Source organism: Cryobacterium sp. AP27 (assembly GCF_056680495.1).
Genome location: NZ_CM155285.1, coordinates 266,244 through 293,224, shown reverse-complemented (window position 1 = coordinate 293,224; position 26,981 = coordinate 266,244). Strand labels below are relative to the sequence as shown.

General features: G+C 67.7%; 21 protein-coding genes and 1 pseudogene. 7 read left to right on the top strand and 15 right to left on the bottom strand.

All coding sequences use genetic code 11. From position 1 onward, the window contains the following. Complete coding sequence (locus AC1MB9_RS01445; protein WP_479963269.1) at positions 1–894, top strand: amidohydrolase family protein; 894 nt, start codon at positions 1–3, stop codon at positions 892–894. On the opposite strand, the gene AC1MB9_RS01440 is transcribed toward AC1MB9_RS01445, so the two are convergent. From AC1MB9_RS01440 to AC1MB9_RS01425, 4 genes are all read right to left on the bottom strand, one after another. Then, positions 869–2,101: an MFS transporter gene (locus tag AC1MB9_RS01440; RefSeq protein WP_479963268.1), complete on the bottom strand. Its 1,233-nt coding sequence runs from the start codon at positions 2,099–2,101 to the stop codon at positions 869–871. The genes AC1MB9_RS01445 and AC1MB9_RS01440 overlap by 26 nt on opposite strands. A 108-nt stretch (positions 2,102–2,209) precedes the next feature. Next, positions 2,210–5,869 (bottom strand): S8 family serine peptidase, encoded by a 3,660-nt coding sequence (locus AC1MB9_RS01435; protein ID WP_479963267.1) that lies wholly within the window; start codon positions 5,867–5,869, stop codon positions 2,210–2,212. Positions 5,870–6,023: 154 nt separating this feature from the next. After that, on the bottom strand, positions 6,024–7,880 hold the full coding sequence (locus tag AC1MB9_RS01430; protein ID WP_479963266.1) for a heavy metal translocating P-type ATPase: 1,857 nt from the start codon (positions 7,878–7,880) through the stop codon (positions 6,024–6,026). A 111-nt stretch (positions 7,881–7,991) separates the two neighbouring features. Then, positions 7,992–9,206 (bottom strand): NADP-dependent isocitrate dehydrogenase, encoded by a 1,215-nt coding sequence (locus AC1MB9_RS01425; RefSeq protein WP_479963265.1) that lies wholly within the window; start codon positions 9,204–9,206, stop codon positions 7,992–7,994. A gap of 170 nt (positions 9,207–9,376) precedes the next feature. Here AC1MB9_RS01425 and AC1MB9_RS01420 point away from each other — a divergent pair, with 170 nt between their 5' ends. After that, positions 9,377–9,829, top strand: coding sequence for a GNAT family N-acetyltransferase (locus tag AC1MB9_RS01420; protein WP_479963264.1), 453 nt, complete (start codon positions 9,377–9,379; stop codon positions 9,827–9,829). A 13-nt stretch (positions 9,830–9,842) separates the two neighbouring features. Continuing rightward, positions 9,843–10,163, top strand: a complete 321-nt coding sequence (locus tag AC1MB9_RS01415) for an MGMT family protein (protein ID WP_479963263.1) — start codon at positions 9,843–9,845, stop codon at positions 10,161–10,163. Between the two features lie 13 nt (positions 10,164–10,176). On the opposite strand, the gene AC1MB9_RS01410 is transcribed toward AC1MB9_RS01415, so the two are convergent. Both AC1MB9_RS01410 and AC1MB9_RS01405 read right to left on the bottom strand, forming a co-directional pair. Then, positions 10,177–11,982, bottom strand: coding sequence for an ABC transporter ATP-binding protein (locus AC1MB9_RS01410; protein WP_479963262.1), 1,806 nt, complete (start codon positions 11,980–11,982; stop codon positions 10,177–10,179). Continuing rightward, positions 11,979–13,823 (bottom strand): ABC transporter ATP-binding protein, encoded by a 1,845-nt coding sequence (locus AC1MB9_RS01405; protein WP_479963261.1) that lies wholly within the window; start codon positions 13,821–13,823, stop codon positions 11,979–11,981. Before AC1MB9_RS01405 ends, AC1MB9_RS01410 begins: the two co-directional genes overlap by 4 nt. A gap of 508 nt (positions 13,824–14,331) precedes the next feature. Between AC1MB9_RS01405 and AC1MB9_RS01400 the strand changes: the two genes are divergently transcribed. After that, positions 14,332–15,021 carry a DedA family protein gene (locus AC1MB9_RS01400; RefSeq protein ID WP_479963260.1) on the top strand — a complete coding sequence of 230 codons (690 nt, stop codon included), beginning with the start codon at positions 14,332–14,334 and terminating at the stop codon, positions 15,019–15,021. An 18-nt stretch (positions 15,022–15,039) separates the two neighbouring features. Here the strand turns inward: AC1MB9_RS01400 and AC1MB9_RS01395 are convergent, their stop codons facing one another. From AC1MB9_RS01395 to sucC, 7 genes are all read right to left on the bottom strand, one after another. Then, positions 15,040–15,936, bottom strand: coding sequence for an SCO6745 family protein (locus AC1MB9_RS01395; RefSeq protein ID WP_479963259.1), 897 nt, complete (start codon positions 15,934–15,936; stop codon positions 15,040–15,042). 223 nt (positions 15,937–16,159) lie between these two features. Then, entirely contained in the window at positions 16,160–17,239 is a 1,080-nt protein-coding gene (locus tag AC1MB9_RS01390) for a Glu/Leu/Phe/Val dehydrogenase dimerization domain-containing protein (RefSeq protein ID WP_479963258.1), read from the bottom strand. Between the two features lie 117 nt (positions 17,240–17,356). Next, on the bottom strand, positions 17,357–19,063 hold the full coding sequence (gene purH, locus AC1MB9_RS01385) for a bifunctional phosphoribosylaminoimidazolecarboxamide formyltransferase/IMP cyclohydrolase (protein WP_479963257.1): 1,707 nt from the start codon (positions 19,061–19,063) through the stop codon (positions 17,357–17,359). After that, positions 19,060–19,653 carry a phosphoribosylglycinamide formyltransferase gene (purN, locus tag AC1MB9_RS01380; protein ID WP_479963256.1) on the bottom strand — a complete coding sequence of 198 codons (594 nt, stop codon included), beginning with the start codon at positions 19,651–19,653 and terminating at the stop codon, positions 19,060–19,062. The genes purH and purN overlap by 4 nt, the downstream gene beginning before the upstream one ends. 68 nt (positions 19,654–19,721) lie before the next feature. Further along, entirely contained in the window at positions 19,722–21,068 is a 1,347-nt protein-coding gene (locus tag AC1MB9_RS01375) for a cell division protein PerM (RefSeq protein ID WP_479963255.1), read from the bottom strand. A 142-nt stretch (positions 21,069–21,210) separates the two neighbouring features. Further along, positions 21,211–22,110, bottom strand: coding sequence for a succinate--CoA ligase subunit alpha (gene sucD / locus AC1MB9_RS01370; protein WP_479963254.1), 900 nt, complete (start codon positions 22,108–22,110; stop codon positions 21,211–21,213). A gap of 12 nt (positions 22,111–22,122) precedes the next feature. Further along, complete coding sequence (gene sucC / locus AC1MB9_RS01365) at positions 22,123–23,292, bottom strand: ADP-forming succinate--CoA ligase subunit beta (protein WP_479963253.1); 1,170 nt, start codon at positions 23,290–23,292, stop codon at positions 22,123–22,125. Between the two features lie 235 nt (positions 23,293–23,527). Here sucC and AC1MB9_RS01360 point away from each other — a divergent pair, with 235 nt between their 5' ends. Both AC1MB9_RS01360 and AC1MB9_RS01355 read left to right on the top strand, forming a co-directional pair. Then, entirely contained in the window at positions 23,528–24,238 is a 711-nt protein-coding gene (locus tag AC1MB9_RS01360; protein WP_479963252.1) for a VIT1/CCC1 transporter family protein, read from the top strand. An 18-nt stretch (positions 24,239–24,256) separates the two neighbouring features. After that, complete coding sequence (locus AC1MB9_RS01355) at positions 24,257–24,619, top strand: DUF3054 domain-containing protein (RefSeq protein ID WP_479963251.1); 363 nt, start codon at positions 24,257–24,259, stop codon at positions 24,617–24,619. 80 nt (positions 24,620–24,699) lie between these two features. On the opposite strand, the gene AC1MB9_RS01350 is transcribed toward AC1MB9_RS01355, so the two are convergent. Continuing rightward, complete coding sequence (locus tag AC1MB9_RS01350; RefSeq protein WP_479963250.1) at positions 24,700–24,849, bottom strand: hypothetical protein; 150 nt, start codon at positions 24,847–24,849, stop codon at positions 24,700–24,702. 176 nt (positions 24,850–25,025) lie between these two features. Between AC1MB9_RS01350 and AC1MB9_RS01345 the strand changes: the two are divergent. Continuing rightward, positions 25,026–25,274: pseudogene (locus tag AC1MB9_RS01345) on the top strand (MarR family transcriptional regulator); the annotation flags it as partial. Here AC1MB9_RS01345 and AC1MB9_RS01340 read toward each other — a convergent pair. Further along, positions 25,172–26,932 (bottom strand): ferredoxin reductase family protein, encoded by a 1,761-nt coding sequence (locus AC1MB9_RS01340; protein ID WP_479963249.1) that lies wholly within the window; start codon positions 26,930–26,932, stop codon positions 25,172–25,174. The pseudogene AC1MB9_RS01345 and the gene AC1MB9_RS01340 sit on opposite strands and share 103 nt — an antisense overlap. Positions 26,933–26,981: the final 49 nt, after the last annotated feature.

The following is a 26,981-nucleotide window of genomic DNA, read 5'->3' as shown; positions in this document are numbered from 1 at the left end:
GTGACGGCCCTCTCCGACACAGGCGTCCCCGCGTGGTGGCAGGCGCTCGGTCTGCCCGGCCTGATCGACATTCACACGCATTTTCTGCCCGACCGAATGCTGCGCCGGGTCTGGGCGCACTTCGACGAGGTCGGCCCGCTTGTCGGGCGCGCCTGGCCGATCGAGTACCGCACCGACCAGGACACCCGGCTGGCCAGCATCCGTTCCCTGGGCGTGCGGCGTTTCACGGCCCTCACCTATGCGCACCGGCCCGGCATGGCCGCCGATCTCACCAACTTCGCCCTGGACCTCGCGGCGCGCGAAGCCGACGTGGTGCCCAGCGCGACGTTCTTCCCCGAGGACGGCGTGCTCAATCAGGTACGCTCGGCCCTCGAGCGCGGCGCCCGAGTGTTCAAGATCCACGCCCAAGTGGGAGGATTCGACCTGCGCGAGCCCCTGCTCGACGAGGTGTGGGGGCTCCTGGCCGACGCCGCCATCCCCGTGGTTATACATGTGGGCAGCGGCCCGGTGCCGCGGCCGGGGTTCACCGGACCGGACAAGCTCGAGGGCGTGCTGCGCCGGCATCCGCTGCTCACGGCCGTGGTGGCGCACATGGGGGCGCCGGAGTACGAGGAATTCCTCGCCCTGGCCGAGCAGTATCCGCGGGTGCACCTCGACACCACGATGGCGTTCACGGATTTCTTTGAGCAGGTCGCGCCCTTCCCGGACCGTCTGTTCGGACGACTCGCCGATGTGGAGGGCCGGGTGGTGCTGGGAAGCGATTTCCCGAACATTCCGTATCCCTACGCGCACCAGCTCGAGGCGCTCGGGCGGCTGCGCGAGCGGGAACCCCGCCTCGACGATGAGTGGCTGCGCCAGGTGTGCTGGTTTACCGGACTGCGACTGCTGGGCTGAGGCCGTCCCTAGGCATCCGCAGGGCATACGCGGATGCCGCGAGCAGGAACAGCGCACCGACCAGGAACGCGAGCGGCAGTGAGACCAGGTCGACGAGCAGCCCCGCTACGAGCGGGCCCGCGATGGCCCCGGCGTCGGCGAACATGCTGAACATGGCGACAGGCCGTCCGCTTCGGGGACCGGCCGCGTCTCCGAGCGCCGCGGCGGGAGCCGTGCCCATGAAGGCGGCCGCCACGCCGTAGAGGCACAGCAGGGCACCGAGGACCCAGATGTTCGGAGCGAACGGCACCGCCATGATCGTGACCGCGGCGAGCGCGAACGCCCCGATGATGGCCGGGCGCCGCCCAACCGTGTCGACGAAGCGGGCGGCCGGGGCGAGGGTGAGGGTCTGGGCGACGGCGGCGCAGGCGAACGCGATTCCGGTCCAGCTGGTCGAGCCGTGCAGAACCTCCACGATGATGACCGGAACGAGGGTGGCGCGGATTCCCAGGGAGGTCCAGCCCTGGGCGAAATTGGCCAGGCACGCCGCCCGGAATCGCGTGTCGCGAAGCACAGTGCGGAAGGGTGTGCGCTGCGCGGCTTCCGAATCGGAGGCGGCGGCCGGGCCGCTTGATCGCAGCAGCACGATGCCGATGGTTCCGGCCACGGCGAGGGTGCCGGCATAGAAGAAGAACGGCGCGGTGAGCGAGATGGTGGCAAGTAGACCGCCGATGGCCGGACCGGCCATGCCGCCGATCAGGAACCCGCCCTGGTAGAAGCCGATGGCACGGGCCCGGATGCCAGGCGGCGTTGACCCGAGCAGCAGAGTCATGGCCGACACGGAGAACAGGGCGGAGCCGATGCCGCCGGCGCCGCGCAGCAGCAGGAGTTGCGGATAGGTGTCGGCTACACCCACGAGTCCGCTGGACACCGCGACAATTCCGATTCCCACGGAGAGGATGGTGCGTTCGCCGGCCCAGTCGATCAGGCGCCCGCAGAACGGGCTCGTGACGAGGCGCATCAGGGCAAAGGCGGAGACCACGGCGCCGACGGCGACGTAGCTCACGCCGAAGCTGCGCACGTAGACCGGGAGCACGGGAACCACGACGCCGAAACCGACCATCACGAAGAAGGCGATCACGCCGAGCACGATCACATCGCGGGGAAGTTTCGGCCGCGGCGCGGCGGCGGCACCCGGGGTGCCGCGTGAGAAACGGCCCGGTCGCATCCCTCCAGCTTATCGCCGAGCGCCCGGAGCCGTGGACGCGCCCGGTATCGGTGGCCGCTACCGTAACCGGCGTAGCGGCGACCGAAACCGAGCGCGTTCAGCGCGCTGCTACCGGGTGACCCGCAACGTCAGCGTCTTGCTGGTCGAACCGGACATCAGATCCGTGCCGGCGTATTCCGCCTGCACCTTGTACCTACCCGACTGAAGGTGAGAGAGCGCGAGGGTTCCCTTGCCCTTCTTGTCGAGCGCGACGGTGTGTGTGGCCGCTCCCACCCGCACCATCACCGTGTCGGCGGTCGCACCGTCGGTTTGCACCGAGACGGTGAGCCGCACGCTCTGCGACGAGCGTATCGTCGACGAGCTCAGCGACAGTTTCGTCGACGACGAGCCCTTCACGACGACCCCGGCCGAGGCGGCCGAGGCCGATTCGAGCCCGCGCTTGTTGGCCGTGACGACCACGGTCAGTGTCTTGCCGACATCCTTCTTGCCGACCTTGTACCTGGTCGTGGTTGCCTTGCGGATGTCGGCCCCGTCCGCCTGCCACTGGTAGCTGTATCTGATCCCCTGCGGGGTCCAGTCACCGTGCTCGGCACGCAGCGTGTGGCCGACCGCTGCCGTGCCCGTGATGGAGGGCAGGACGGTGTTCACGGGGGCGTTCGGTACCGGGGCCGCCCCGGACTTCACCAACACGGCGGTGGTCACCGCGGTGTCGCCGTAGCCGACGATGCCGAGGTAGCTCGTGTCGGGTGTCAGGCCGGCCCAGGAGAGCGTGTAGCTGACCGCGATGCCCTGGTGCCCGGACACGACCGGGGGCGTGGCTGTGAATCCGCCGTCTCCGGCGCCCGAGAGCACCGAGAACGTGGTCACGTCGAAGGCCGTTGTTCCCGAGTACACGAGCGCGAGAACCAGGTACGACCCCGGGGTCGGACCGGCCAGGTCCACGCGCTCGTCGGCCGAGCCGGTGGCCGACTGCCAGCCGGCCACCGGCGTTCCGCCCGGGCCGTCGAGACGATAGACCACCAGATCGAGGTCGCTCGTGTCGTCGATGGCGTCCAGGTCGAACCGGGCCAGCTGCGTGCCCTCCGGCACCTGCACTTCGTAGCTGAACTCGTCGCCCGCCGTGCCGGAGCCCGTGTACGGGCTGGCCGGGTCGGCGGCATTCGGCTGATGCAGCCCGGCCGCGAACCCGCTGAGGTTCAACGCCAGGTCACCGGTCGATCCGGGGGTGATGGACACGTCGACCGAACCGTCCACGCCCGTTCCCTCGACGCTGCCGGGAGCGCTCAGCGTGATCGGTTGAACCGCAATCGGACTGTGAACCACGACTCGGTCGGCGCCGGAGCCGGTCACCCAGTCGAGCGAGCCGGTGGCGAACTGGTCGAGCGGCGCATCCGTCCGACTGAATGTCACCGTGTAGCTCTGTGATTCCCCCGCTCCGCTGAAGGACAGGGCCGACGGCGAGACGACCGCGTCGATGCCCGGGATGGCGACCGGCTGGGCCGTGAATGTACCGCCACGGGTCGATGTGACGGTGCGGGTGATCGTCTCCGGTGCGGTGAGCGCACCGATGGCGATCGAGGCGAGGTTGAGGTTGCTCGGGTCGATCGGGTCGACACCCACGTCGTAGCCGATGCCCTGAATGAAGCCGTACCAGTCCGCGGTTCCGTTGAGGTACAGCAGCCCCGGGTCGAAGAACTTCGTGGGATCCACATGCCCGGCGCCCTGCGCGAACGGGTCGGTCACGGGGTTGTCCGCGGCATCCACCGTGTTGTACGCGCTCGTCATCATCGCGGACTTGATCTCCGCCGGGGTGGCCAGCGGCCGCTCGCCGAGATACAGGGCGGCGAGACCGGCCACGTGCGGGGAGGACATGGACGTGCCGGACAGGAACTGCCAGGTCGGTTCCCCGCCGGCCGGGTTTGCACCGTCGGCGAGAATTGCCACGCCAGGGGCCGTCAGGTCGGGCTTGAGAATGTCGCTGCCGTCGGCGATGACCGGTCCACGGGAGGAGAATCCGGCGATCACCGGGGCGGGCGGGGTATAGCCGGTGGAGTTGCCGGGCGTGAACGTGACTGTGGCGCCGGCCGTCGCCGCGTAGGCGAAGCCGGCTGCCCAGTACGGTCCGTCGAGGTGCACGGTCGGTACCGCGTGCGCGTCGGAGTCGATCGAACTCGACGTGCGGTTCACGAGCAGCATCCCGATTCCGCCGGCGCGCAGCACCTCGGCCGATTTGGAGACCCGGTCGTAGACGCCGCGTTCACAGAACACGATCTTTCCGGCGACCTTGCTCGGATCGAGGGAGTTCGCCGCGCACAGCAATGCGTCCGCCGCCGGGTGACCGGCCACGGCCACCAGGTCCGCGCGAACCAGGCTTCCGCTTGTCGGCGTCGCTCCCGGGGTGCGGTCGAGGCTGATGGATGCCCCGGCGAAGGCCTGCCCGTCGCCGAACGTGGCCGTGGCCTCGTACCCGGGAATGGTGCTCGCAGAAACCGTGGTGATCCACGGCGACGCATTGTCGAGCGTGGAGGCTCCGGGGCCGGAGTTGCCGGCCGAAGCCGCCACGAAGATGCCCGCCGAGGCCGCTCCGAGGAACGCCTGGTCGGTGGGCGAGACGGTCGTGTCGGCCGCGCCGCCGCCGATCGAGAAGTTGAGCACGTCGACGCCGTCGGCCACCGACTGGTCGATGGCGGCGAGCATGTCGGAGGTCGCGCATCCGTCGTCGGTTGACGCCGCAGCATCCGGACCCGACCAGCAGACCTTGTATGCCGCGACCTTCGCCGCGGGCGCTACGCCCGAGATGACCCCGTAGTCGTTGCCCGCGATCGTCACCGGGACCTCGTGGTTGCCGGCCGCGGTGCTCGCCGTGTGCGAACCGTGACCGTCGCCGTCGCGCGGAGAAAGGTACTCGCCCACGGATGCGTCTCCGGTGCGGGAAGCGCCGAAGCCGTTCACGTAGTACCGCGCCCCGACGACCTTGGTGTTGCAGTCGGTCGCGGCGAATTGCACCCCGGCGACGCAGGCACCGGTGAAGACGGAGCCGTCGGCCTTGTCGAACCGCACGGTGCTGCCGTCCAGGTACGGATCGGTGCCCGCGGTCGTGCCCAGCGCCGCACCGGCGAAGGACGGGTTCTCCGGTGCGATGCCGGTGTCGAGTACACCGACGACGACGCCCGCACCGGCGTTCTCGGCGCCACCGACGGCGTTCCACACGCCGTCGGCACCGCTGAGGCCGAGGAAATCCGTGGACGGCGTCGCGGTGATGTGCCGCAGGTCGTCGGGGGTCAGCGATACCACGTCTTTCTGCGCGGCGAGCTGCACGGCCTGTTCGGCGCTCAGCTCCGCCGCGAAACCGTTGAAGGACAGGGTGTACGAGTAGGCGATTGCGGCCTCAACGGAGGCCGCGGCCTTCTTCTGCTTGCCGCTGAGATACTGCGCATAGGTCTCTGACGCCCGACTTTTCGTGTTCAGTTTGGCACCCGCGTTCGGCTTCGTTGCCGAAAAGCCGTTCACTCCGCCGTCATACGTGGCGACGGCGTCATCGGCCAGGGTGACAATGTAGCGACCGGCGGTGAGGTCGGTCAGAGGCTGGGCGAGCCCGGCGCCGAGCTGCGCGCCGAGAGCGGATTGCAGGGGAACGGCGGCGGCCCCTCCGGAACCGACGAGTGCGGCGGCGGAGACGAGTGCAACGGTGAGGCCGGCCGCGGTGATGCCGCGCAGTCGCCTGCCCGGGGTGGGGTGAGGCGTGGGTGGCCTGAGAAAAGAGCTCAAGAGCGTGTCCAATCCGGTTACGTGCGCGGATGGTTGTGCCCCGACGCGGGCACAACTCGACCCGAACATACTCCTCAGATTCGCTTCTGACCAGACATTTTATCCCTGGTGGGGGGACAGAACGGCCCGTGTCCCCATCGATTGGCGGGTCGCGTCAGACGGGCACCCGGGCTGCGGCATCCGCCCGCCCGCCGATGGCGCGCAGGGCATTGAGAATGGTGATGAGGTCGACGACTTCCTGGCTGAGCGCCCCGATGGTGGCCGGGATCACCCCGAACGCGGCCACGACCATCAGGATGATGCTCAGCGCGATGCCGAGCCAGATGCTTTGCAGGGCGACCCGCACGGTGTCCTGACCGATCGCCACCGCCCGCGCGGTGCGCGACACGTCGTCGAGCAGGATCACGACGTCGGCCGATTCGCTCGCCGCCGTCGACCCGCGCGCCCCCATGGCGATGCCCACATCGGCGACCGCGAGCACGGGCGCGTCGTTGACGCCGTCGCCCACCATGATCACGGGCCGGTTCGTGAGCGCGCGCACCGCATCGACCTTGTCGCTGGGCAGGCAGTCCGCCTGCACCCGGCTGATCCCCACCTGGTCCGCGATGTGCTCCGCCGTTTCCCGCGCATCGCCCGTGAGCATGAGCGTCTCGGCGACCCCGAGATCCGCGAGCCGCTCCACCGTGTGACGCGCGTTGTCCCGCACGAGGTCCCTGGCCACGAGCGACCCCGCGAATCGGCCCCCGATCGCCACGTACATGGCGAGCTCACCCCCGCGCAGGCGCGCGGGGGTGGCCTCCGCGGCATGCTCGCGCACGAAGGACAGCTTCCCCACGATCACCTGCCGGCGGCCGATCTCTGCGGTGACGCCGTGCGTGGCTACCTCACTCGCCGTATCTGCGGAGGTGAGGGCGAGGTGCCGTTTGTGCGCCTCGCTGACCACGGATGCCGCGAGCACGTGCGACGAGTACTGCTCCGCCGACGCCGCGAGGGCCAGGATCTCGTTCTCGTCGAAACCGGCCTCAGCCCTCACCTCGGCGATCACCGGGGTGCCCTGCGTGAGGGTGCCGGTCTTGTCGAACACCGCGGTGCGGGCCCGCGCGAGGGTCTCCAGCACGCCGGCACCCTTCACGATGATGCCGTTGCGGGCGGCGCGGCTCATCCCGCCCAGGAACGCCACCGGGGCGGCCAGCAGGAGCGGGCACGGGGTGGCGACCACGAGCACCTCGGCGAACCGAACCGGGTCGCCGGAGAGCGCCCAGGCGAGGCCCGCCAGGCCGAGGGACAGCACGGTGAATGGTATGGCGTAGCGGTCCGCGAGGCGCACGACGGGGGCCTTGCTGTTCGCGGCCTCCTCCACGAGCGCGATGATGCGCTGGAACTGGCTGTCGGCCGCCGTCGCGGTGGCACGAAGGACGACGGCGGTCTGCCCGTTGACGGACCCGCTCAGCACACTGTCGCCGGCGCTTCGTTCCACCGGGAGGCTTTCACCGGTGAGAGAGGACTCGTCGAAGGAGCCACCGGTCGATTGCAGCGTGCCGTCCACCGGAACAATTTCGGCGGGCCGCACGAGCAGGAGGTCGTTCACCGCCACGTCTGTCGCCGGAACATCGGCGACATCCGCCTCGTCGCCGTTCATGCGGTGCGCGACCTGGGGAGCGCGCGTGAGCAGGGCGTTGAGCTCCCGGGTGGCGCGGCCCGCGGCGTAATCTTCGAGGGCGGCACCACCGCTCAGCATGAGCACGATGATGAGCGTTGCCACGTATTCGCCGACCGCGATGGTCGCCATGATGGCCACGATCGCGAGCAGGTCCAGCCCCACGGCGCCGGCCCGCAGCCGCCGCACCATGCCGACGAGTTCAATCACGGCCACCACGAACCCGTATCCGCTGAACAGCCAGCGCACCGCATCCGGCGCCCCGCCCCACCACAGCGCCAGGCCGAGCAGGCCGACGAGCACGGTCGCAACCACGAGGGGGTACCGGCCAACCGAGCCGAGGATGCGTTTCATGCTCAAAGTCTGGCGTGCGGCGGCGAAATTCGCCAGCGCGACCCTCCCGCGCACCGGGCCCGTACATGCAGAAACGGCCCCGACCGGAGTCGGGGCCGTTCGTCGTGCAGGTTAGGCCAGGCGGGCCTTGAGGTTCTCGTCGAGGGAAGCGAGGAACTCTTCCGTCGTCTGGTACGCCTGGTCGGGACCGACGAGGAGCGCGAGGTCCTTGGTCATCTTGCCGCTCTCGACAGTCTTGATGACGACGTCCTCCACGGTGCGTGAAAACTCGATCAGGGCGGGGTTGCCGTCCAGCTGGCCGCGGTGCGCGAGCCCACGGGTCCAGGCGTAGATCGACGCGATCGGGTTGGTCGATGTGGGCTTGCCCTGCTGGTGCTGGCGGTAGTGGCGCGTCACCGTGCCGTGGGCGGCCTCCGCCTCGACGACCTTGCCGTCGGGAGTGGAGAGCACGCTCGTCATCAGGCCGAGCGAACCGAAGCCCTGGGCCACGGTGTCCGACTGCACGTCGCCGTCATAGTTCTTGCAGGCCCAGACGTAGCCGCCCTCCCACTTCATGGCGGATGCGACCATGTCGTCGATCAGGCGGTGCTCGTAGGTGAGACCGGCGGCGTCGTAGCGTTCCTTGAACTCGGCGTCGAAGACTTCCTGGAAGATGTCCTTGAACCGGCCGTCGTAGGCCTTGAGGATGGTGTTCTTGGTGGAGAGGTACACCGGGTAGTTGCGCTGCAAGCCGTAGTTGAGCGAGGCACGGGCGAAGTCGGTGATCGACTTGTCGAGGTTGTACATTCCCATGGCGACGCCGCTGCCGGGCGACTGGAAGACCTCGAACTGCTGCGGTTGGCTGCCGTCCTTCGGTGTGAAGGTCATGCTGAGCGTGCCTTCGCCTTCGAAACGGAAGTTCGTCGCCTTGTACTGGTCGCCGAACGCGTGACGGCCGATGATGATCGGCTTGTTCCAGCCGGGCACGAGGCGCGGGATGTTGGAGATGATGATGGGCTCGCGGAAGATCGTGCCGCCGAGGATGTTACGGATCGTGCCGTTGGGCGATGCCCACATTTTCTTCAGGCCGAATTCCTCGACGCGGGCCTCGTCAGGCGTGATCGTGGCGCACTTGACGCCGACGCCGTGCGTCTGAATGGCGTGGGCCGCGTCGACCGTGATCTGGTCGTCGGTCTCGTCGCGCTTCTGGATCGACAGGTCGTAGTACTCGAGGTCGATATCGAGATACGGGTGAATGAGCGTGTCCTTGATCGCGTGCCAGATGATGCGGGTCATCTCGTCGCCGTCAAGCTCGACAACCGTTCCCTCAACCTTAATCTTCGACAATTAACTCTCCTCTGAAAACATCGGTGACCGATACGGCCACCGTCCAGCTTAGTAGACCCGCCCAATTATCTCGACATCAAGATATATTTGTGGGTTACGAAACCGCGTGATCACCCCCAAATGCCGTCGCGTGTCTACCCGAGGCGGCGGGCAGAGGTTAGATTGAGCATATGGGTGACTTGAGACTGGAAGAACTGTCCGCACGCAACATTGTTGCGGCTAACAACCTGAGCCTGAAGCCCGGCCAGGAGCAATTCATTGCGCCCGTTTCGTATTCCGTCGCGGCATCCGTCATCAACCCCGCTACATCGTGGCAGCGAGTCGTTCTGCTCGACGGCCAGGTCGCCGGGTTCATTCACGGCAACTTCGACCCGGAGTCCGACCATGACGAGTTTCGCGCGTGCATTTGGCGCATCAACGTTGACGCCACCGCTCAGGGCCAGGGTGTGGGCAAGTTCGCTGCCGACGCGCTGGCCGAGGAGGCACGGTCCCGCGGTTTCGAACAGATCACGGTGATTTGGGAACCCGGCGAAGACGGGCCCGAAGCCTTCTTCCACCGGATGGGTTTCACCGACATCGGCCAGACCCAGTACGGCGAGGTCATCGGCGCGCTCAAGCTTTAGTCAACACCGCCCCATGCATTCGGTCCAGGACGACGATTTCGTGTCGCACGTTCTCGGCATTGTTGAGACGATTCCCCCGGGCCGGGTCATGACCTACGGCGATGTCGCGGCGGTGCTCGGGTCGAGAGCGGCCCGCGCCGTGGGGCAGGTCATGGCACGGTACGGCTCCGACATGCCATGGTGGCGGGTCGTGCGCGCCGGCGGGCATCCGCCGATCAAGCATGAGGACCGCGCCCTGGAGCACTACAGCACCGAGGGCACTCCCCTCATGACGAGGTCGGGGACGGCCGCGTATCGTGTCGACTACGCGGCCGCCCGGTGGTTCCCCGCGTAGCGCTCGGTCGGCGCTACACGAGCGACTCGCGCCAGGCGGCGTGCAGACGCGCGAACCGCCCGGTGCCTGCGATGAGGTCATTCGGGGTGCCGTCCTCCACGATCAGTCCGCGCTCCATCACGAGCACACGGTCGGCGATGGCCACGGTCGACAGCCGGTGCGCGATGATCACTGCGGTGCGGTCGCTCAACAGCGTCTGCAACGCCTCCTGAACGAGCCGTTCACTGGGGATGTCCAGCGACGAGGTGGCCTCATCCAGGATGAGGACCGCCGGGTTCGCGAGAAACGCGCGTGCGAACGAGATCAGCTGACGCTGCCCCGCCGAGATGCGCCCACCCCGCTTGTTCACGTCGGTGTCGTAACCGTTCGGCAGCGATTCGATGAACTCGTGGGCGCCGACGGCCCGCGCGGCGGCGGCGATTTCGGTGTGCGTCGCATCCGGTTTGCCGATGGCGATATTGTCGGCGACCGAACCGCTGAACAGATAGGCCTCCTGCGTGACCATGATGATGGCGCGGCGCAGGTCTTTCGGGTGCAGAGCGCGCAGGTCGACGCCATCGAGCAGCACCCGGCCCTCGCTCGGATCGTAGAACCTGCTCATGAGCTTGGCGAGCGTGGATTTGCCCGCGCCCGTTGACCCGACGAGGGCGACGGTCTGTCCGGCCGGAACATTCAGGTCGAAGCGCGGCAGGATCACCCGGTCGGTTTTGTAGGCGAACTGCACGCCGTCGAATCGCACGTTGCCGGACGCCGCGCGCAGGTCGACCGGCGCCACCGGGTCTGGCACACCCGGGCGTTCCTCCAGCACACCGGAGATCTTCTCGAGCGCCGCTGCGGCCGCCTGGTAGGAGTTGTAGAACATCGCCATCTCCTCCATGGGGTCGAAGAAGCGTCGGGTGTAGAGCAGTGTCGCCAGCAGCGCACCGATCGCGAGGCTGCCGTCGACCACCCGAAAGCCACCGACGAGAAGAACCACGGCCACGGTGACATTGCCGATGAGCACGAGCCCGGGGTCGAACACGCCGAACAGCGCTATGACCCGTGCGTTGACGGACCGGTAATCCTCCACGAGGCGGCCGAACTGCTGCTCGTTGCGTTTCTCCTTGCGGAACGCCTTCACGGCTCGAATGCCCGTCATCGTCTCGACGAAGTGCACGATGAGGCTCGCGGAAGCGGTGCGCGACTGACGGAACAGGGTCTGCGAGCGCACCTGAAACCAGCGGGTGAGCAGCGCGAGGGGCAGCAACGCGCCGAACAGCACGAGGCCGCTCGTCCCATCCAGCAGGAACAGGGCGCCGGCGGTGAACGCCATGTACAAGAGCCCCTGCACGAGCTGGTTGATGCCCGAGTCGAGCAGCTCACGCATGGCGTCGAGGTCGCTCGTCTGCCGGGAGATGATTCGCCCCGACGTGTACGACTCGTGAAACTCGAGGCTCAGCTTCTGGGTGTGCAGAAACACCCGCTTGCGCAAGTCGATGAGCACCGCCTGGCTCACCTTCGCCGACAGAATCGTGTACCAGGCGATCAGGACCGCGCCGAGCGTGCCGGTCAGCAGGTAGATGGCACCGGTCACGCCGAGCGGAACCCAGTTCTCATCGAGCACCGCCGGAAGTCCCTTGTCGATCCCGTAGGCGATCAGCGCCGGTCCGGCGACCTGGGCACCCGTCGACGCGACGACCACGAGCATCGCCAGCAGCACCTGGCCGCGCACGGGACCAAGCAGTGAGCCGAGCAGGCGCAGCGAACGTCGCCGCAGGCGGGTGCTCTCGGACCGGGTGAAATCATGGCGTTCCTCACCTGTAACTCCGGTGACGCTCACAGTTTCTCCTCCGCTCTCGCGTTTTCTCGTCGTTCTTCGTCTTCCAGACTGGAGATCACGAAGGTGTAGTGCGCGCTCGTGCGCAACAGCTCGGCATGGGTTCCCACGGCCGTGATGCGTCCGTCCTGCAATAGCGCAACCCGGTCCGCGAGCATCACCGTGGAGGGCCGGTGTGCCACGATCAGCGCGGTGGTCGACACGAGCACCTCGCGCAACGCCCGTTCCACGAGCGACTCCGTGTTCACGTCAAGCGCGGACAGCGGGTCATCGAGGATGAGCACCTTCGGCCGGGCCGCCACCGCCCGCGCGAGAGCCAGGCGCTGGCGCTGGCCGCCCGACAGGCTCATTCCTTCCTCGCCCACCAGGGTGTCGACGCCGTCGGGAAGGTCGTGCACGAATCCGGCCTGCGCGATCTGCAGCGCCTGCTCGAGGGCGGCATCCGCGCCCTCCGACGCGTCCGCGAGGTCCTCGCGTCCCAGCAGCACGTTGTCCCGAACGGATGCCGAGAACAGCGTGGCGTCTTCGAACGCCATCGCGAGGTGGCGGCGCAGATCGTCACGCGGGAGATCGCGCACGTCGACGCCGTCGAGGGTGACTCGCCCTCCCGTCACGTCATACAGACGGGTGGTCAGCGCCGTGAGCGTGGATTTGCCGGAGCCGGTCAGGCCGACGAGGGCCATCGTCTCCCCCGGCTCGAGCACCAGATCGACACCGTTGAGCAGGTCCGGGAACCGTTCGGGAGAATCGAAATAGCGAAAGTGCACATCCTCGAAGGCCAGCCGACCCCGCGGCACGTCGAGCACTATCGGCGCGGCCGGGTCGGTGATCGAGTTGGGCGCATCCATCACGTCGAAGAATCGGTCGGTCGCCGTGCGGGCATCGAAGGTCATCGACAGCAGGAATCCGATCGATTCCACCGGAAAGCGCAGCACGGTCGCCGTGGCGAAGAAGGCCACGAGCTCGCCGGTGCTGAGCTGGCCCTGGCTTGTCAGCCACACCCCGCCCACAAGACCCAGCGCGAAGGCCACGTCGGGGACCAACAGCAACCAGAGCCAGATGCCGGCTATCGCCTTCGCCTTGGCGATTTCGGTGCCGCGCAGGGTCTCGGCCTGCGCGGTGAAATTCTTCAGCGCGAAACTGCCGCGACCGAACGCTTTGAGCACGCGGATGCCGTGCACGGATTCTTCGACCGCCGTCGCGAGATCTCCGGCCTGGTCCTGGCTGCGGCGGGCGATGGAGGAATACTTGTTCTCGAACACGTATCCGTAGACGAACAGCGGGATCGAGCAGGCGACGAAGATGACGCCGAGGATCCAGTTCATCGACACGAGAATGACGACGCCGATCACGATGGTGAGCAGGTTGACCACGATCAACACGAGTCCGAACGAGACCCAGCGACGAATGAGGTTGAGGTCGCTCACGGCGCGTGACAGCAGCTGTCCGCTCGGCCACCGGTCGTGGAATGTCACGGGGAGATCCTGCAGCCGTGCGTAGAGCGCACTTCTCATGTCGGCCTCAATGTGTGTGCCCGGCGTCAGCACGAACCAGCGACGCAGCGCGACCATGATGGCCTCGAGCACGCCGAGGCCGAGCACGATCGACACCGCCGGCCAGATTTGGCTGGGATCACGGTCGGACAGGGGGCCGTCGACGAGTCGCTGCAGAACCTGCGGGATCGCCAGGGCGACGAGACCGGCCAACAGGGCGGCCAGCATCCCCAGGACGATGCGCGGCAGCGCCGGCCGGGCATAGGGGTACAGCCGTCCGAGCGCATGCAGCGTGTTGGTGCGTGGCGCCTCGGCCGGGGATCGGGGTGGGTGGGCAGGTGCTGAGGTCATGTTGGGTCCTGGTCAGGCGGCCTGCTGGCTGCCAATCGTGCGAGTGCGAGTCGACACGCGTCGACGAAGGCAAGAAGTCGGTGGTTTCTCATCGGGTTCGCGGCTGATGTCGGGAACGTTCAGCCGCGGAGGTGAACAGTGGCGGTGGGCGCCGGCAGCGTCATCGGCCGGGTTGGCCCGAGGACCTGTCGGCGACTCTGGTCGCTACCGGGCCGGGCGTGCACTGCCGGTGCGGCGGGCGGAGAGGCGGGCGGAGATGGCGAAGGCACCCGTGGTCGCAGCGCGTGCGAGCGTGAAACGGGTTGTCGTGGTCATGTCGGCCTCCTGAGCGCGTGGTCCTGCTGTGTGCCCCCTTGGTCAGGCAGCCTTTCAGAATACGGGAGCGCCCGCGCAGAGCGCAAGGTCGTGCATCCGCTTTCTGAGGGTGGCCCCCATGAACCGTTAAGGCATGTGAACTACTCTGGTACCCGGGTTCTGGCGCGTCGGCCGGCTCAACGGAAGGACCTTCATGCATCCCATGCTTTTTGGCATCACGTTTCTCGACTCCGAGTGGCTCATCGGCTGGTTCGGATCGTTCGTTCTGATCGGTGTTGCCGCAGTGATTTTCGTCGAGACAGGCTTCATCGTGCTGTCGTTCATGCCCGGGGACTCCCTGCTCTTCACCGTTGGCCTGCTCACCGCCACCGGTGCGGTACCGTTCCCGATCTGGGTCACCGGCATCGTCGTGTTCGTCGCCGCCTTCGCCGGCGACCAGCTCGCCTACTACATCGGGCGCAAGGCCGGCCCCGCTGTGTTCTCCCGCGAGCAGAACCGGTTCTTCAACCCCAAGAACGTGGAGCGCACCAACGCCTTCTTCGAGAAGCACGGCGGTAAGGCCATCATCATGGCGCGCTTCCTCCCCGTCTTCCGCGCCTTCGTTCCGGTCGCGGCCGGCGTGGGCCGCATGCGCTACCGCACGTTTGTCACATTCAACGTGATCGGGGCGTTCGCGTGGGGCGTCGGGCTCACCCTCGTGGGTTATTTCCTCGGCCAGATCGAGTTCGTCGCCGCCTACTCCGAGTACTTCATCATCGGGATCATTCTGCTCTCCGGCATCCCGATCCTCACCGAGCTGAGCAAGGCGGCGCTGGCCAACCGCAAGAGCCGCGGGCGGGCGCCGGTGCCCGACGCCGTCGTCCCCGCCGAACTGCGCGAGTAACCGCGCCGGGCGCCCGACTCAGGCGGGCGCGACGGGAATGGCGGAGGCCTGGGGATCCCGGTCCGGGTCCCAGGGCTGCGGCATGCCGATCGGGTTCGGGAACGGAAAAATCGACCCGCAGGCGAGCGCGATGGGCGCGAGCACGCGGGCGACATCGGCCACGGCCGCGTCGTCGAGGTGTTTCCACGGCGCCAGGGCCAGGCGGTTGGTGAGATCCTCCGCCCGATTCAACGCGGCAATGCCGAGCGGACTCGCGACGCCGTGCGCGGTGAGAAGCCCGCGCTCGCGCAGGTCCTCCGTGCAGGCTCCCCACTGTTCCTCGCTCCAGCCGCGCGCGCGCTTCATCGTGGCGAGGTCGAGGTCGAGGGAGCTGCGCAGCACGATGGTGGACAGTCCGGCGATGTTCTCGGAGACGAGCGCGAGCACATGCCCGTCACCGCGGTGCTCGCGGAGTGTCGCGGCGGTCTGCCACAGCTGACGGTACGGGTCGGCCTCCTCCGGGAGTGCGCGGTTGGCAGCCGCGAGCGGACGCCCGACGGTGTCGACTCCGTCGATGATGCGGGTGAGCATCGACGCGGCATTCGTGACGAGGAGTTCGTCGGGCATCATGTCGCGGAGGGTCTGGGCGGCGCCGAGAGAACGCGCCTCCAGCACCCGCTCGACCGACGCGATCGACCAGGCCGCGGGCAGCGCGCGTTCGACGAGGGCCGGGGCGAATCCGCTGAACATGGCGGTGACCGGAGCGGCCGTGATCGGTCCCAGCGGCGCCGCGCGGCCGGCGAAGTAGCCATCCCAGTAGCGGGTGAGCCCGACACCGGCGAAGTGGTCCCTGGCCTGGGGGGAGAAATAGGTGACGGCGTGAATGGGCTCGAACAGAGTCCACAGCGCCCGTACCAGGTGTTCACGATTGTGCATACGACCTCCTCGTCGTGGCCAGCCTACGGGCTCGCCGCCGCAGGCGCCTGGGCGTTTGCCTGGCCATTCCTCGCGACCGTTGCCAGTTCAGGAGATCGGCGGCGCCGGCGCCCGGCCGCGGCGGAACGACGCGGCCGGGCGGATGCCCCCGGTGCGGATCTCCTGAACTAGGAACACGCCGCGCACGCGAAGGCGCGGAAACGCACGGCCCGGACGGGCGGGGCTAGTTGGCGGCGTCGAGGCGGGCGGAGGCCAGCAGTTCGGCGGCGGCGAGGGTGGTGATGGACTGCTCGTGCGCATCCGTGAAAATCTGCGTCACGACGTCGGCAATCGCGTCAACCCTCGTGGTGATGCTCTTGAGATCGGCATCCGGTTCGCTGGCCATGGCGAGGTACACGACACCGCCGGCGTTGACGACGAAGTCGGGGGCCCAGAGGATGCCGCGGGCGTCGAGTTCGGCCGCGCCTTCCGGACTTTCCAACTGGTTGTTGGCCGCGCCGACGACGCCGAGCACGTTGAGCTCGCCGATCACCGTGGAGGTGAGCACTCCGCCGAGACCGCAGGGCACGAACAGGTCGGCCTGCACGCGGTGGGCTCCGGCGACGGGAACCCACTCGGCGCCGAGCTCGTCGGCCAGTTCCCGCTTGCCGGGGTTGATGTCGGTGACCGTGAGGGTGGCGCCCGCGGCGGCGAGGGCAGTCGCGAGGCGGCCACCGACCTGGCCGAGGCCGGAGATGACAAGGTGGCGGCCGGCGACGTCGCGGCTGCCGTAGAGGGCGTCGAGGGTCGCGAGAATGCTCGCGTAGACGCCCGCAGCGGTCGCGTCGGCGGGTTCGCCGACGCCGCCGCTCGAGGCGGGCAGGCCGCGGACGTGGTCGGTGCGCTCCTGCACGATGGCCATGAGATCGGCGCTTGTTCCCACGTCTTCGGCGGTCATGTACACGCCGCCGAGGCTTTCAATGGCGTCGCCGAGGTCGAGCATCGCGTCGCGCTTCTCGGCGTCGGTCAACACGACCCCCAGCGGGAGGTGAATGACGGACTTGCCGCCGCCGAGGTTGAGGCCGGCAGCGGCGTTCTTGAGCGTCATGGCCTTCGAGAGGCGCAGCGCGTCGGCGACGGCGTCGGTCCAGTCGGGGTACTGCCACATGCGCGCGCCACCGAGGGCCGGGCCCAGCGTGGTGGAGTGCACGGCGACGGTGATCACAAGGCCGGAGCGGGTTCCGGTGGTGATGAGCACACGCTCATGGGTGAACGGAATCGCGGCCAGCGCGTCCAGGGACGGCGAGGGGTGCGTGAGTGTCATCTGTAGTTCTCCTTGGGACCTGGCCTTGTGGGCCGGTTGTCATTGCGCCCAGGTGTGTTGGGCGCAACGACAAGACTAACTCCGCCCGTCGCCGGGCGAAAGGACCCCGCGCGAGTCCTAGTGGAAGAAGTGACGCTCTCCCGTGAAGTACATCGACACGCCGGCCGCGGTGGCCGCGGTGATGACCTCCTCATCGCGAACCGATCCCCCGGGCTGCACGACGGCGGTGACGCCGGCGTCGAGCAGCACCTGCAGGCCGTCGGCGAAGGGGAAGAACGCGTCGGACGCGGCAACCGAACCAGCGGCGCGGTCCGCGGCACGGCTCACGGCGAGGTGGCAGGAATCCACCCGGTTCACCTGGCCCATGCCCACGCCCACGGATGCTCCGCCGTGCGCGAGCAGGATCGCGTTCGACTTCACGGCGCGGCAGGCCTTCCACGCGAATTCCAGATCGGCGCGGGTGGCGGCATCCACCTCGGGGCCGGCCACGAGCGTCCAGCCGGCGGAGCTGAAGTCGTCGAACGTGTCGGTCTCCTGCACGAGGAGTCCGCCCGAGATCTGACGCAGCTCGAGCGAGGACCGCTCGTAGTCGGCGGGCAGCTCCAGCAGGCGGATGTTCTTCTTGGCCGTGAGCACGGTGAGGGCCTCCGGCTCGAACCCGGGAGCCACGAGAACCTCGGTGAAGATGCCGCTGACCGTTTCGGCCATGGCCAGGGTCACCGGACGGTTGGCGGCGATGACGCCGCCGAAGGCACTCATCGGGTCGCAGTCGTGTGCGCGGCGGTGCGCGGAGGCGATCGACTCGGGCGTTTTCGCGCCGGCGACGGCAATGCCGCAGGGGTTGGAATGCTTCACGATGGCCACGGCCGGCTCGGTGAAGTCGTAGGCGGCGCGCACCGCGGCATCCGCGTCGACATAGTTGTTGTACGACATCTCCTTGCCGTGCAGCTGCAGGGCCTGGGCGATGCCCCGGCCACCCTCACCCACGTACAGGGCCGCGGCCTGGTGCGCGTTCTCGCCGTAGCGGAGGATGGAGTCGCGCTCTGCCTCGATGAGGATGCCGTCGGGGAACGGCGAGTCGAGGATGGCGCCGTCTTCGGGTTCCTCGGAAATGTCGTCCTCGAGCGGCTCTCCGCCGAGAAAGTCGGTGTCGTCCTGCCACTGGTCATAGACGTTGTCGGTGAACCAGGCGGAAACGCTCAGGTCGTAGTCGGCGGTGTGCTCGAAGGCGAGGGAGGCGAGCTTCTGGCGCAGGGGCAGCGTCGAGCCGCCGGCTTCGATCGCGGTGATGAGCTCGCCGTAGTTGGCGGGGTCGACGACGATGGCCACGTTGGCGTGGTTCTTGGCGGCGGCGCGCACCAGAGCGGGCCCGCCGATGTCGATCTGCTCGATCACGTCGGCGGGTTTGGCGCCCGACTCGACGGTCTCCACGAACGGGTACAGGTTCACGACAACGAGCTGGAATGCGGCGATTCCGAGGTCGTTGAGCTGGGCCTCGTGCGATTCGAGGCGGAGGTCGGCGAGGATTCCGGCGTGTACGCCAGGGTGCAGGGTCTTCACGCGTCCATCGAGGGATTCGGGGAAACCGGTGACGGCGGACACGTCGGTGACGGGGTGTCCGGCCTCGCGAATCGTGGCGGCGGTTGAGCCGGTCGAGACGATCTCGACGCCGGAGGCGACGAGTGTGGCGGCGAGTTCGAGCAGGCCCGTCTTGTCACTCACGGAGATGAGCGCCCGCTGCACCTTGATGAGGTCTCGTTCGCGGTACAGGCTCGCGGCGGCTGCCGCGTCGGTGCTCTGGCCGGTGTTGGTGTGACCGCTCATGCGTTGGAGTGCTCCTTGAGGTTGACGTGTCCGTTGGCGATATCGAGCACCGTCTGCACCAGCAGGCGCCGCTCGACGATTTTGATGCGATCGTGCAGGGAAGTTTCGCTGTCCTGGGGGTGAACCGGCACGCGTTCCTGCGCGATGATCGGTCCGTCGTCGACACCGTTGTCAACCACAATGATGCTCGCGCCCGTTTCGGGCACTCCGGCCGCCAGGGCGTCACGCACGCCGTGCGCTCCGGGAAACTCGGGGAGGTAGGCCGGATGCGTGTTGATCAGGTTCGGGGAGAGCGCGGCGACCACGCGTGGCGGCAGCAGCCGCATCAGTCCGCTCAGCACCACGAGGTCGGCGTCCCACTGCCCGATCTGGGCGAGCAGTTCATCTCCCCAAGCCGCACGGTCGGTGAACGACGTGAATGGCACGGAGAAGGTGGGGATGCCGAATTCCTCCCCGAGGGCCAGCCCGTCGGCGTCACGATCGGCGCCGATGGCCACGATCCTCGCGGGGTACTCGGCGTCTTCTGACGCCTCGAGTAGGGAACGAAGGTTGGATCCCGCGCCGGAGATCAATACGACCAAAGAAAGCACAGGGTCGAGCTTACCGTTTCGGCGGGCGGGGTGCGGTTCCTCCCGGGCTCCGCCGCCTCGGGTGGGCGCTAGGCGCGGCCTTTCCGGCGCAGCCGCGGCCGCGGAATGCGCGGCACGCGGGCCCGAGGGACGCGCATCCGGCCGCCCGCGAGCATGCCGAGGGCCGCGGCGACACCGATCTCGACGGCCGCGAGGGCGCCGACGAGCAGCGGGTTCGGCCCGACGTCGGACAGGCGTCCGGGGCCGAGCGATCCCGCGGACCACCAGGCGAGAATTCCGAGGATGAGACCGGCGACGACGCCCATTCCGAGCCCACTGAGCACATGCTGCAGGGTACTCCGCGCGGGCATGGCCGAGCTGTCGAGTCGCTGTCGCACAATCACCGCGAACACGAAGCCGATCAGAACCGGAACGAGCAATCCGAGGAATCCCCAGGCGAGCGTCCCCTGCGGGAGCACGCCCAGAATCGGCAGGCCGGGGACCGGCCCGATCAGGGTGCCGGCCGGCGACACGGTGGATCCCACACCGACGGCGATTCCCGGCCCCACGAGCCAGGCCATGGTCCAGATGACGAAGTTGGGGATGAAGGCGAGTTGGGCGAGCGTGATGGTGGCGCCGCCGACGATCCCGGCCTGAATCGCCTCGTAGAGTCCGACGATCGTGGCGTAGTTCATCACCAGCAGCACGAAGAACGTGAGGGCCGCCACCGCGATGATTCCGGCGCCGGCCGCCGCTCCCCCACGCAGCGCCCCCGATATGACGGCGCGGGTGCTCTGCTGCAGTCGCCGGTAACGCTCGCGGATGCCGCGGCTCAGCGGATCGAGGCGGTCGGCGCTCGGGGCGCCGGTCGCGGTGTTCGTTCCCCGCGCGGTGTCCTCACGCACGGCGGCCCAGGCCACGCGGTAGCCGCGGAGGCGGGCTCGCTCCGCCCCGAACAGCACTCCCGCGGCGTACACGAGCGTGGGAAGGACCATCCCCTGAACCGTGGCAGGCATAACCGTGCCGCCCGCGGCGGAGAAGGTGGCGATCGTGGCCATGACGCCGTAGACGAGCACGGCGGAAATGACTCCGGTCCAGCGGTGCGGGGTCTCGGCCGCGCGACGACCGGTGAGTACGCCCAGCAGCACGGTGACCACAGCGAATCCAAGCGGGGCCAGGGTGAGCATGAAGGGGGCATCCGCTCCCGGGAGGCCGAAGGATGCGATCAGGTCGGGACCGAGTTGCACGGTGAGGTCCACACCGTTGCCGAGCAGCCAGATGTCGACGGCGGCCCGCCAGAACACGAACCATTCCACCGCGAGCCCAAAATGGGCAGCCCACAGCACGGTCAGTGGCACGAGGGCGATGCCCACGCCGATGGCGACGACGAGCAGCGCTTCGAGCGCAGCGAGCAGGGCAGTAGTTGTACGGTTCATCCGGATTTCGAGCCTACCGTTCATCCCCGCCTCGTCCTTTCGCCCCACTGTCTCCGGCGCGGCGTGTCGCGGCGGTCACTCACGGCCACGAACGAGGCAGGGCCCGCCGCTCATGCGACGGGCCCTGCCTGAGTGTGCTGTGTTACGCGGAAACCTTGAGCGCGGCGAGTGCCTCGCGCAGCAGGGTCGCGGCCTCGCTCGGCGTCTTGCCGACCTTGACTCCGGCGGCCTCGAGGGCCTCCTTCTTGCCCTGCGCGGTTCCGGCTCCGTCGGAGACGATGGCGCCGGCGTGGCCCATGGTCTTGCCTTCGGGGGCCGTGAAGCCGGCGACGTAGCCGATGACCGGCTTCGTGACGTGCGCCTTGATGTACTCGGCGGCCTTCTCTTCGGCGTCTCCACCGATTTCGCCGATCATGACGATCGCGAGGGTGTCGGGGTCCGCCTCGAACGCCTCAAGGGCGTCGATGTGAGTGGTGCCGATGATCGGGTCGCCACCGATGCCGATCGCGGTGGAGAAACCCAGGTCGCGCAGTTCGTACATCATCTGGTACGTCAGGGTGCCCGACTTCGAGACGAGGCCGACCGGCCCCTTCCCGGTGATGTTCGCGGGGGTGATGCCGACAAGAGCTTCGCCGGGCGTGATGATGCCGGGGCAGTTCGGCCCGATGATGCGGGTCTTGTTGCCCTTGGCCTTGGCGTAGGCCCAGAACTCGGCGGAGTCCTGAACGGGTACGCCCTCGGTGATGATCACGAGCAGGGGAATTTCGGCGTCGATTGCTTCGATGACGGCGTTCTTGGTGAACACCGGCGGTACGAAGATGATCGAAACATCGGCACCCGTCGCGGTGACGGCCTCGGCGACCGTGCCGAACACGGGCAGCTCGACATCGCCGTGCAGCACCGTCGTGCCGGCCTTACGCGCGTTGACGCCACCGACGACCTGGGTACCGGCCTTGAGCATGAGGGCGGTGTGCTTGGTGCCCTCACCTCCGGTGATGCCCTGAACGATGACTTTGGAGTCTTTGTTGAGGAAGATTGACATTCTTTGCGTTCCTTACTTCGCGGCGTTGGCGAGTTCGGCTGCCTTGGCGGCGCCCTCGTCCATGGTGGCGGCCAATGTTACGAGCGGGTGGTTCGCTTCGGCCAGGATGCGCCGGCCTTCGTCAACATTGTTGCCGTCGAGGCGAACCACGAGGGGCTTGTTGGCGGAGGTGCCGAGCTCGGCGAGCGCGCCCACGATGCCCTTGGCGACGGCGTCACACGCGGTGATGCCACCGAACACGTTGACGAAGACCGACTTCACCTGGGCGTCGCCCAGGATGACGTCGAGCCCGGCGGCCATGACCTCGGCAGACGCTCCGCCTCCGATGTCCAGAAAGTTGGCCGGCTTGACGTTGCCGAAGTTCTCGCCGGCGTAGGCGACAACATCGAGCGTCGACATGACCAGGCCAGCACCGTTTCCGATGATGCCCACTTCGCCGTCGAGCTTCACGTAGTTCAGTCCCGCGAGCTTGGCCTTGGCCTCGAGCGGGTCGGCGGCCGCAGCGTCTTCGAGCAGCGCGTGCTTGGGGTGACGGAAATCAGCGTTCTCGTCGATGGTGACCTTGCCGTCCAGCGCGATAATATCGCCCTCTTCGGTCAGGACCAGGGGGTTGACCTCGACCAGCGTCGCGTCTTCGCCGGTGAACACGTCGTAGAGCTTGACGAAGACCGGTGCGACCTTGTCAACGAGCTCGGCGGGGAACTTGGCGTCAATGGCGATCTGCGTCGCGACGGCCAGGTCGATACCGACCGCGGGGTCGACCGCCGTGTAAGCGAGCGCCTCCGGCTTCTCAACGGCGAGGACTTCGATCTCCACACCGCCCTCGTAGCTGGCGAGCGAGAGGTAGGACCGGTTCGATCGGTCGAGCAGCACGGAGAAGTAGAACTCCTGCTTAATGCGGGCTCCGCCGGCGACCATGACGCGGCCGACGGTGTGGCCCTTGATGTCGAGCCCCAGGATGTCGCGGCCAGCGGCCTCGGCATCGTCGGGGGTCTTGGCAACCTTGACGCCGCCGGCCTTGCCGCGGCCGCCAACCTTGACCTGCGCCTTGACGACGACAACGCCGCCCAGCTTCTCGGCCGCCGCGCGCACTTCTGCGGGGGTGTCCGCAATGATGCCCGGCAGAACCGGCACACCGTATTCCTCAAAGAGGTCTCTTGCTTGGTATTCGTAAAGATCCACGCTGCTCTTCCAATCCGCGTCTCAGCAATCACGCTGGTGTTGAGGTTGTTGGTGACAGCAGCCCGTCGCAAATTAGCTCGACATCAAGACATACCGACCATCTGAAACTCTATCGCGTCTCGGGGGTCAAGTCCCACACCCAAGCGGTCCGCCGCGAGGGAATGCCGCGAGCGGCATGTGAAAGGCTAGCCACACCTTGCTGGACCGCGCCACGGCGGAGTGCTTATCTGGTGCTATGACGAATGTGCATCAAGGAGTGGAACCCCATGCCGCCGGCTTGGCGTCGCGTCTGAACTGGCTTCGTGCCGGTGTCCTGGGGGCGAATGACGGCATCGTGTCGGTGGCCGCGCTCGTGGTGGGTGTCGCTGCCGCGACGACCGATTCCGGCGTCATTCTCGTCGCCGGCGTTGCGAGCCTGCTCGCCGGGGCAATTTCGATGGCGCTCGGCGAGTACGTCTCGGTGAGCAGTCAACGGGACTCGGAACGCGCCCTCATCGCCAAGGAGACCTGGGAGCTCGAGAACCAGCCGGAGGAGGAACTCGCCGAACTGGCCGGGTTCTACCAGGCCAAGGGCCTGTCGGCACAGACCGCAGAGCAGGTCGCGGTCGAGCTGACTCAGCACGACGCCCTCGCCGCCCACCTTGAGGTCGAGCTGCACATCGACGCCGAAGACGTCTCGAATCCCTGGCACGCGGCCTTCGCCTCGGCGATCGCATTCACCATCGGTGCGGCGCTGCCGCTCCTGGCCGTCCTGCTCCCGCCTCCCGAGCTCCGCATCGGTGCAACGTTCCTGGCCGTGCTCGTTGCCCTGGTGATCACGGGCTGGCTCAGCGCGTTCCTCGGCAACAGCCCGAAGCCCCGCGCCATCGCCCGCATCGTCATCGGCGGGCTGTTGGCCCTCGCGGTGACCTACCTGATCGGCACGCTCATCGGCGGGACAGTCTGACCCGATTAGGCTGAAAAGATGCTCACCCGCCGCGCCACCGCATTCTTCCTTGTCGACGCCCTGCTCGTCCTGGCGTTCGTTCTCATCGGACGTGCGAGCCACAACGAGGGCGTGCTCGGCACCCTCATCACGTATTGGCCGTTCCTCGCCGGTCTGGTTCTCGGATGGCTGCTCCTGCGCGCGTGGCGGAGCCCGCACCGCATCCGCTTCACCGGCCTCGGCATCTGGGCGGCGACGGTCGTCTTCGGTCTGCTGCTACGGGTTCTGAGCGGCCAGGGCGTGCAGGTGAGCTTCGCTATCGTCACCACGATCGTGCTCGGCGTCTTCCTCCTGGGCGCACGCGCGGTCGCCGCCCTCATTCGCCGCTCCCGTGCGGCCTGACGACCGCTTCTGAACGAACGAAGCTCCATAGGCGCACCGGGTGCCCCGGCCATGGCGTCGTGCGGGACCGAGCGCGTGAACTACGTGTCGCGTGCGGCCCGTGCTTTCATGAGGAGCCCGGCGGCCACAGAGAGCGCCCTGGTCACCCCGCGCAGCTCGGATCGCAGAATCGCGTTCTCGTGCTCGAGCTGGCTGACTCGGGCCTCATCTACGGACGAATCTGAACTCATGGTCTACCCCCAGAACTCAGGTATACCACACGTTCCGTCGGTACGTTTTTGTATTTTTGCCACCGCTGCGTGAGTGTGATGGTCTCCCTGGTGATTTCGTCTCCAAATACTTGAAACAACAACCAAAACCTCAGACTCTTTAGTTGAAACGTCAAGTTAAATGGTAGATTGTTGTCATGTCCGATGAGAGCGTTGCCGAACCGCGTTGGCTGAACGACGACGAACGAACGGCATGGTTGCGCCTGATCGCGGTGACCATGCTGTTGCCCAACCGTTTGGAGGCCGAACTCAAGCGAGACGCGGGCCTGAGCCACTTCGAGTACTACGTGCTCGCCATGATCTCCGAGAACGCGGCCAGGTCGCTGCCTCTCACGGAGCTCGCGTCGCGAACGAACGCTTCGCTCTCCCGTCTGTCACACGTGCTGGCCCGCCTCGAACAGCAGGGATTCCTCACACGGTGCGCCTCGAAAAGGGATGCGCGCGCCTCCGTCGCCACGCTCACGGACACGGGTTGGGCGAAGGTCGTCGCCAGCGCGCCGGGGCACGTCGAGGAGGTGCGCACCGTCGTTTTCGACGCGCTCAACGCCCGCCAGGTCGCGCAACTCAGCGACATCTGTGGTCGCCTGCTGACCACGCTCGACCCCGTCCACCGCCTGCTCGGCCCCGAGTGAGCCCCTCGCCTAGATCCCGGCCACGTCCAGGGCCGACTGCAGCGACTGCAGGTAGCCGCTGCTCGTGTAGGTCGCGCCGCTGACGCTGTGCACGTTCGCTGACTGGGCCGAGAGTACTTCGGAGCGCAGAATGGGTGCGGCGTAATTTTCCCGGCCCGCGCCGCGTCGGCGGGAAGCCAGTCGCTGCTGCCCGGGGCCCGTGAGCCGGCAATGATGCGCAGCTGCGCCCCGCGCACCCGGCACAGGTCGGTCATTTCGTCCACCAGGTAGGTGTCGCCGACCTGATGGGACCGCAGGATCACCGTCGCGTCGCCCGGGGCGAACGACACCGTCTCCAACAGCGACCGGATCGGCGCGACCCCGATGCCGGCCGCAATCAGCACCACACGAGGCGAGGTGCGGGCGCTCTCGGTGAAGAGCCCGTACGGGCCTTCAAAGCTGACCCTGACTCCCCGGCGCAGCCCGGGCAGTTCGGCCGAGGCGTCGCCGAGTGCGCGCACGGTGATGCGCAGCGATCGACCGTTGGGTGCCGCCGACAGCGAAAACGGATGTGCCTGCCACCACAAACCCCGGGACCAGAACCGCCAGATGAAGAACTGACCCGACGTCGCACGCAGTTGGTCCAGGCGGCGCCCGGTGAGACTGAGCGACACGACGCCCGGCGCGACGTGGTCGATGCGATCGACGGTCAGCCCATGCCGCAGCGAGCGCCAGACCGGCAGCACGACGCGGAACAACACGATCGAGCCGGCGACGGCCAGGTAGAGCGCGAGCCAGTAGTAGTGCGCGATGGTGCCACCGGCCAACAGCGCCCCCACGCTCAGCTGGTGCGGAATGGCCACGAGCACCGCGGCGTATGCCAGCAGGTGCACGGCGTGCCAGGCCTCGTACCGAAACTTGCGGCGCACAACCACGAGACTGGTCCCCACCACCAGAATCAGGAGCCCGACGCCGACGAACGCGAGCGGCATGTCCGGCAGGGTTGTCAGCATGCTCCACGTTTCGGCGAACACATTGATGTTTTCAAGTAGGGCGTACCCGGTGACCAGCAGGCCCGCGTGGGCGAGGATCAGGAACAGCGCCGGCTTGCCGAGCGACTGGTGCAGGGCCATTGCTCGGTCGTGCCCGAACGCGCGGTCGATCGGGGGGAGGCGCGCAGCCAGGACCAGCATGATCAGCAGCAGGTCTGTGCCGACCAGCCCGGCGAGAATTCCCAGGGACGTGAAAGAGTCGGCGGCGGTCGCGAACCGTGCGGCGCCTCCGTCGGAGAGGAAGATCGCGATGACGACGGCGACCGAGGTAATACTGACGACCTGGAGCCGGTCGGCCTGGCGCATCCGCCTGGGGTATGCCGGGTGCACCGGACGCGCCCGTGCGCCGGAGGCGCGGTACGTTCGGGTGTCGATGTTCATAGGTAGAGCATCGAACCGTCAGCAATGGACGGGCTATCGATAGCCTGTG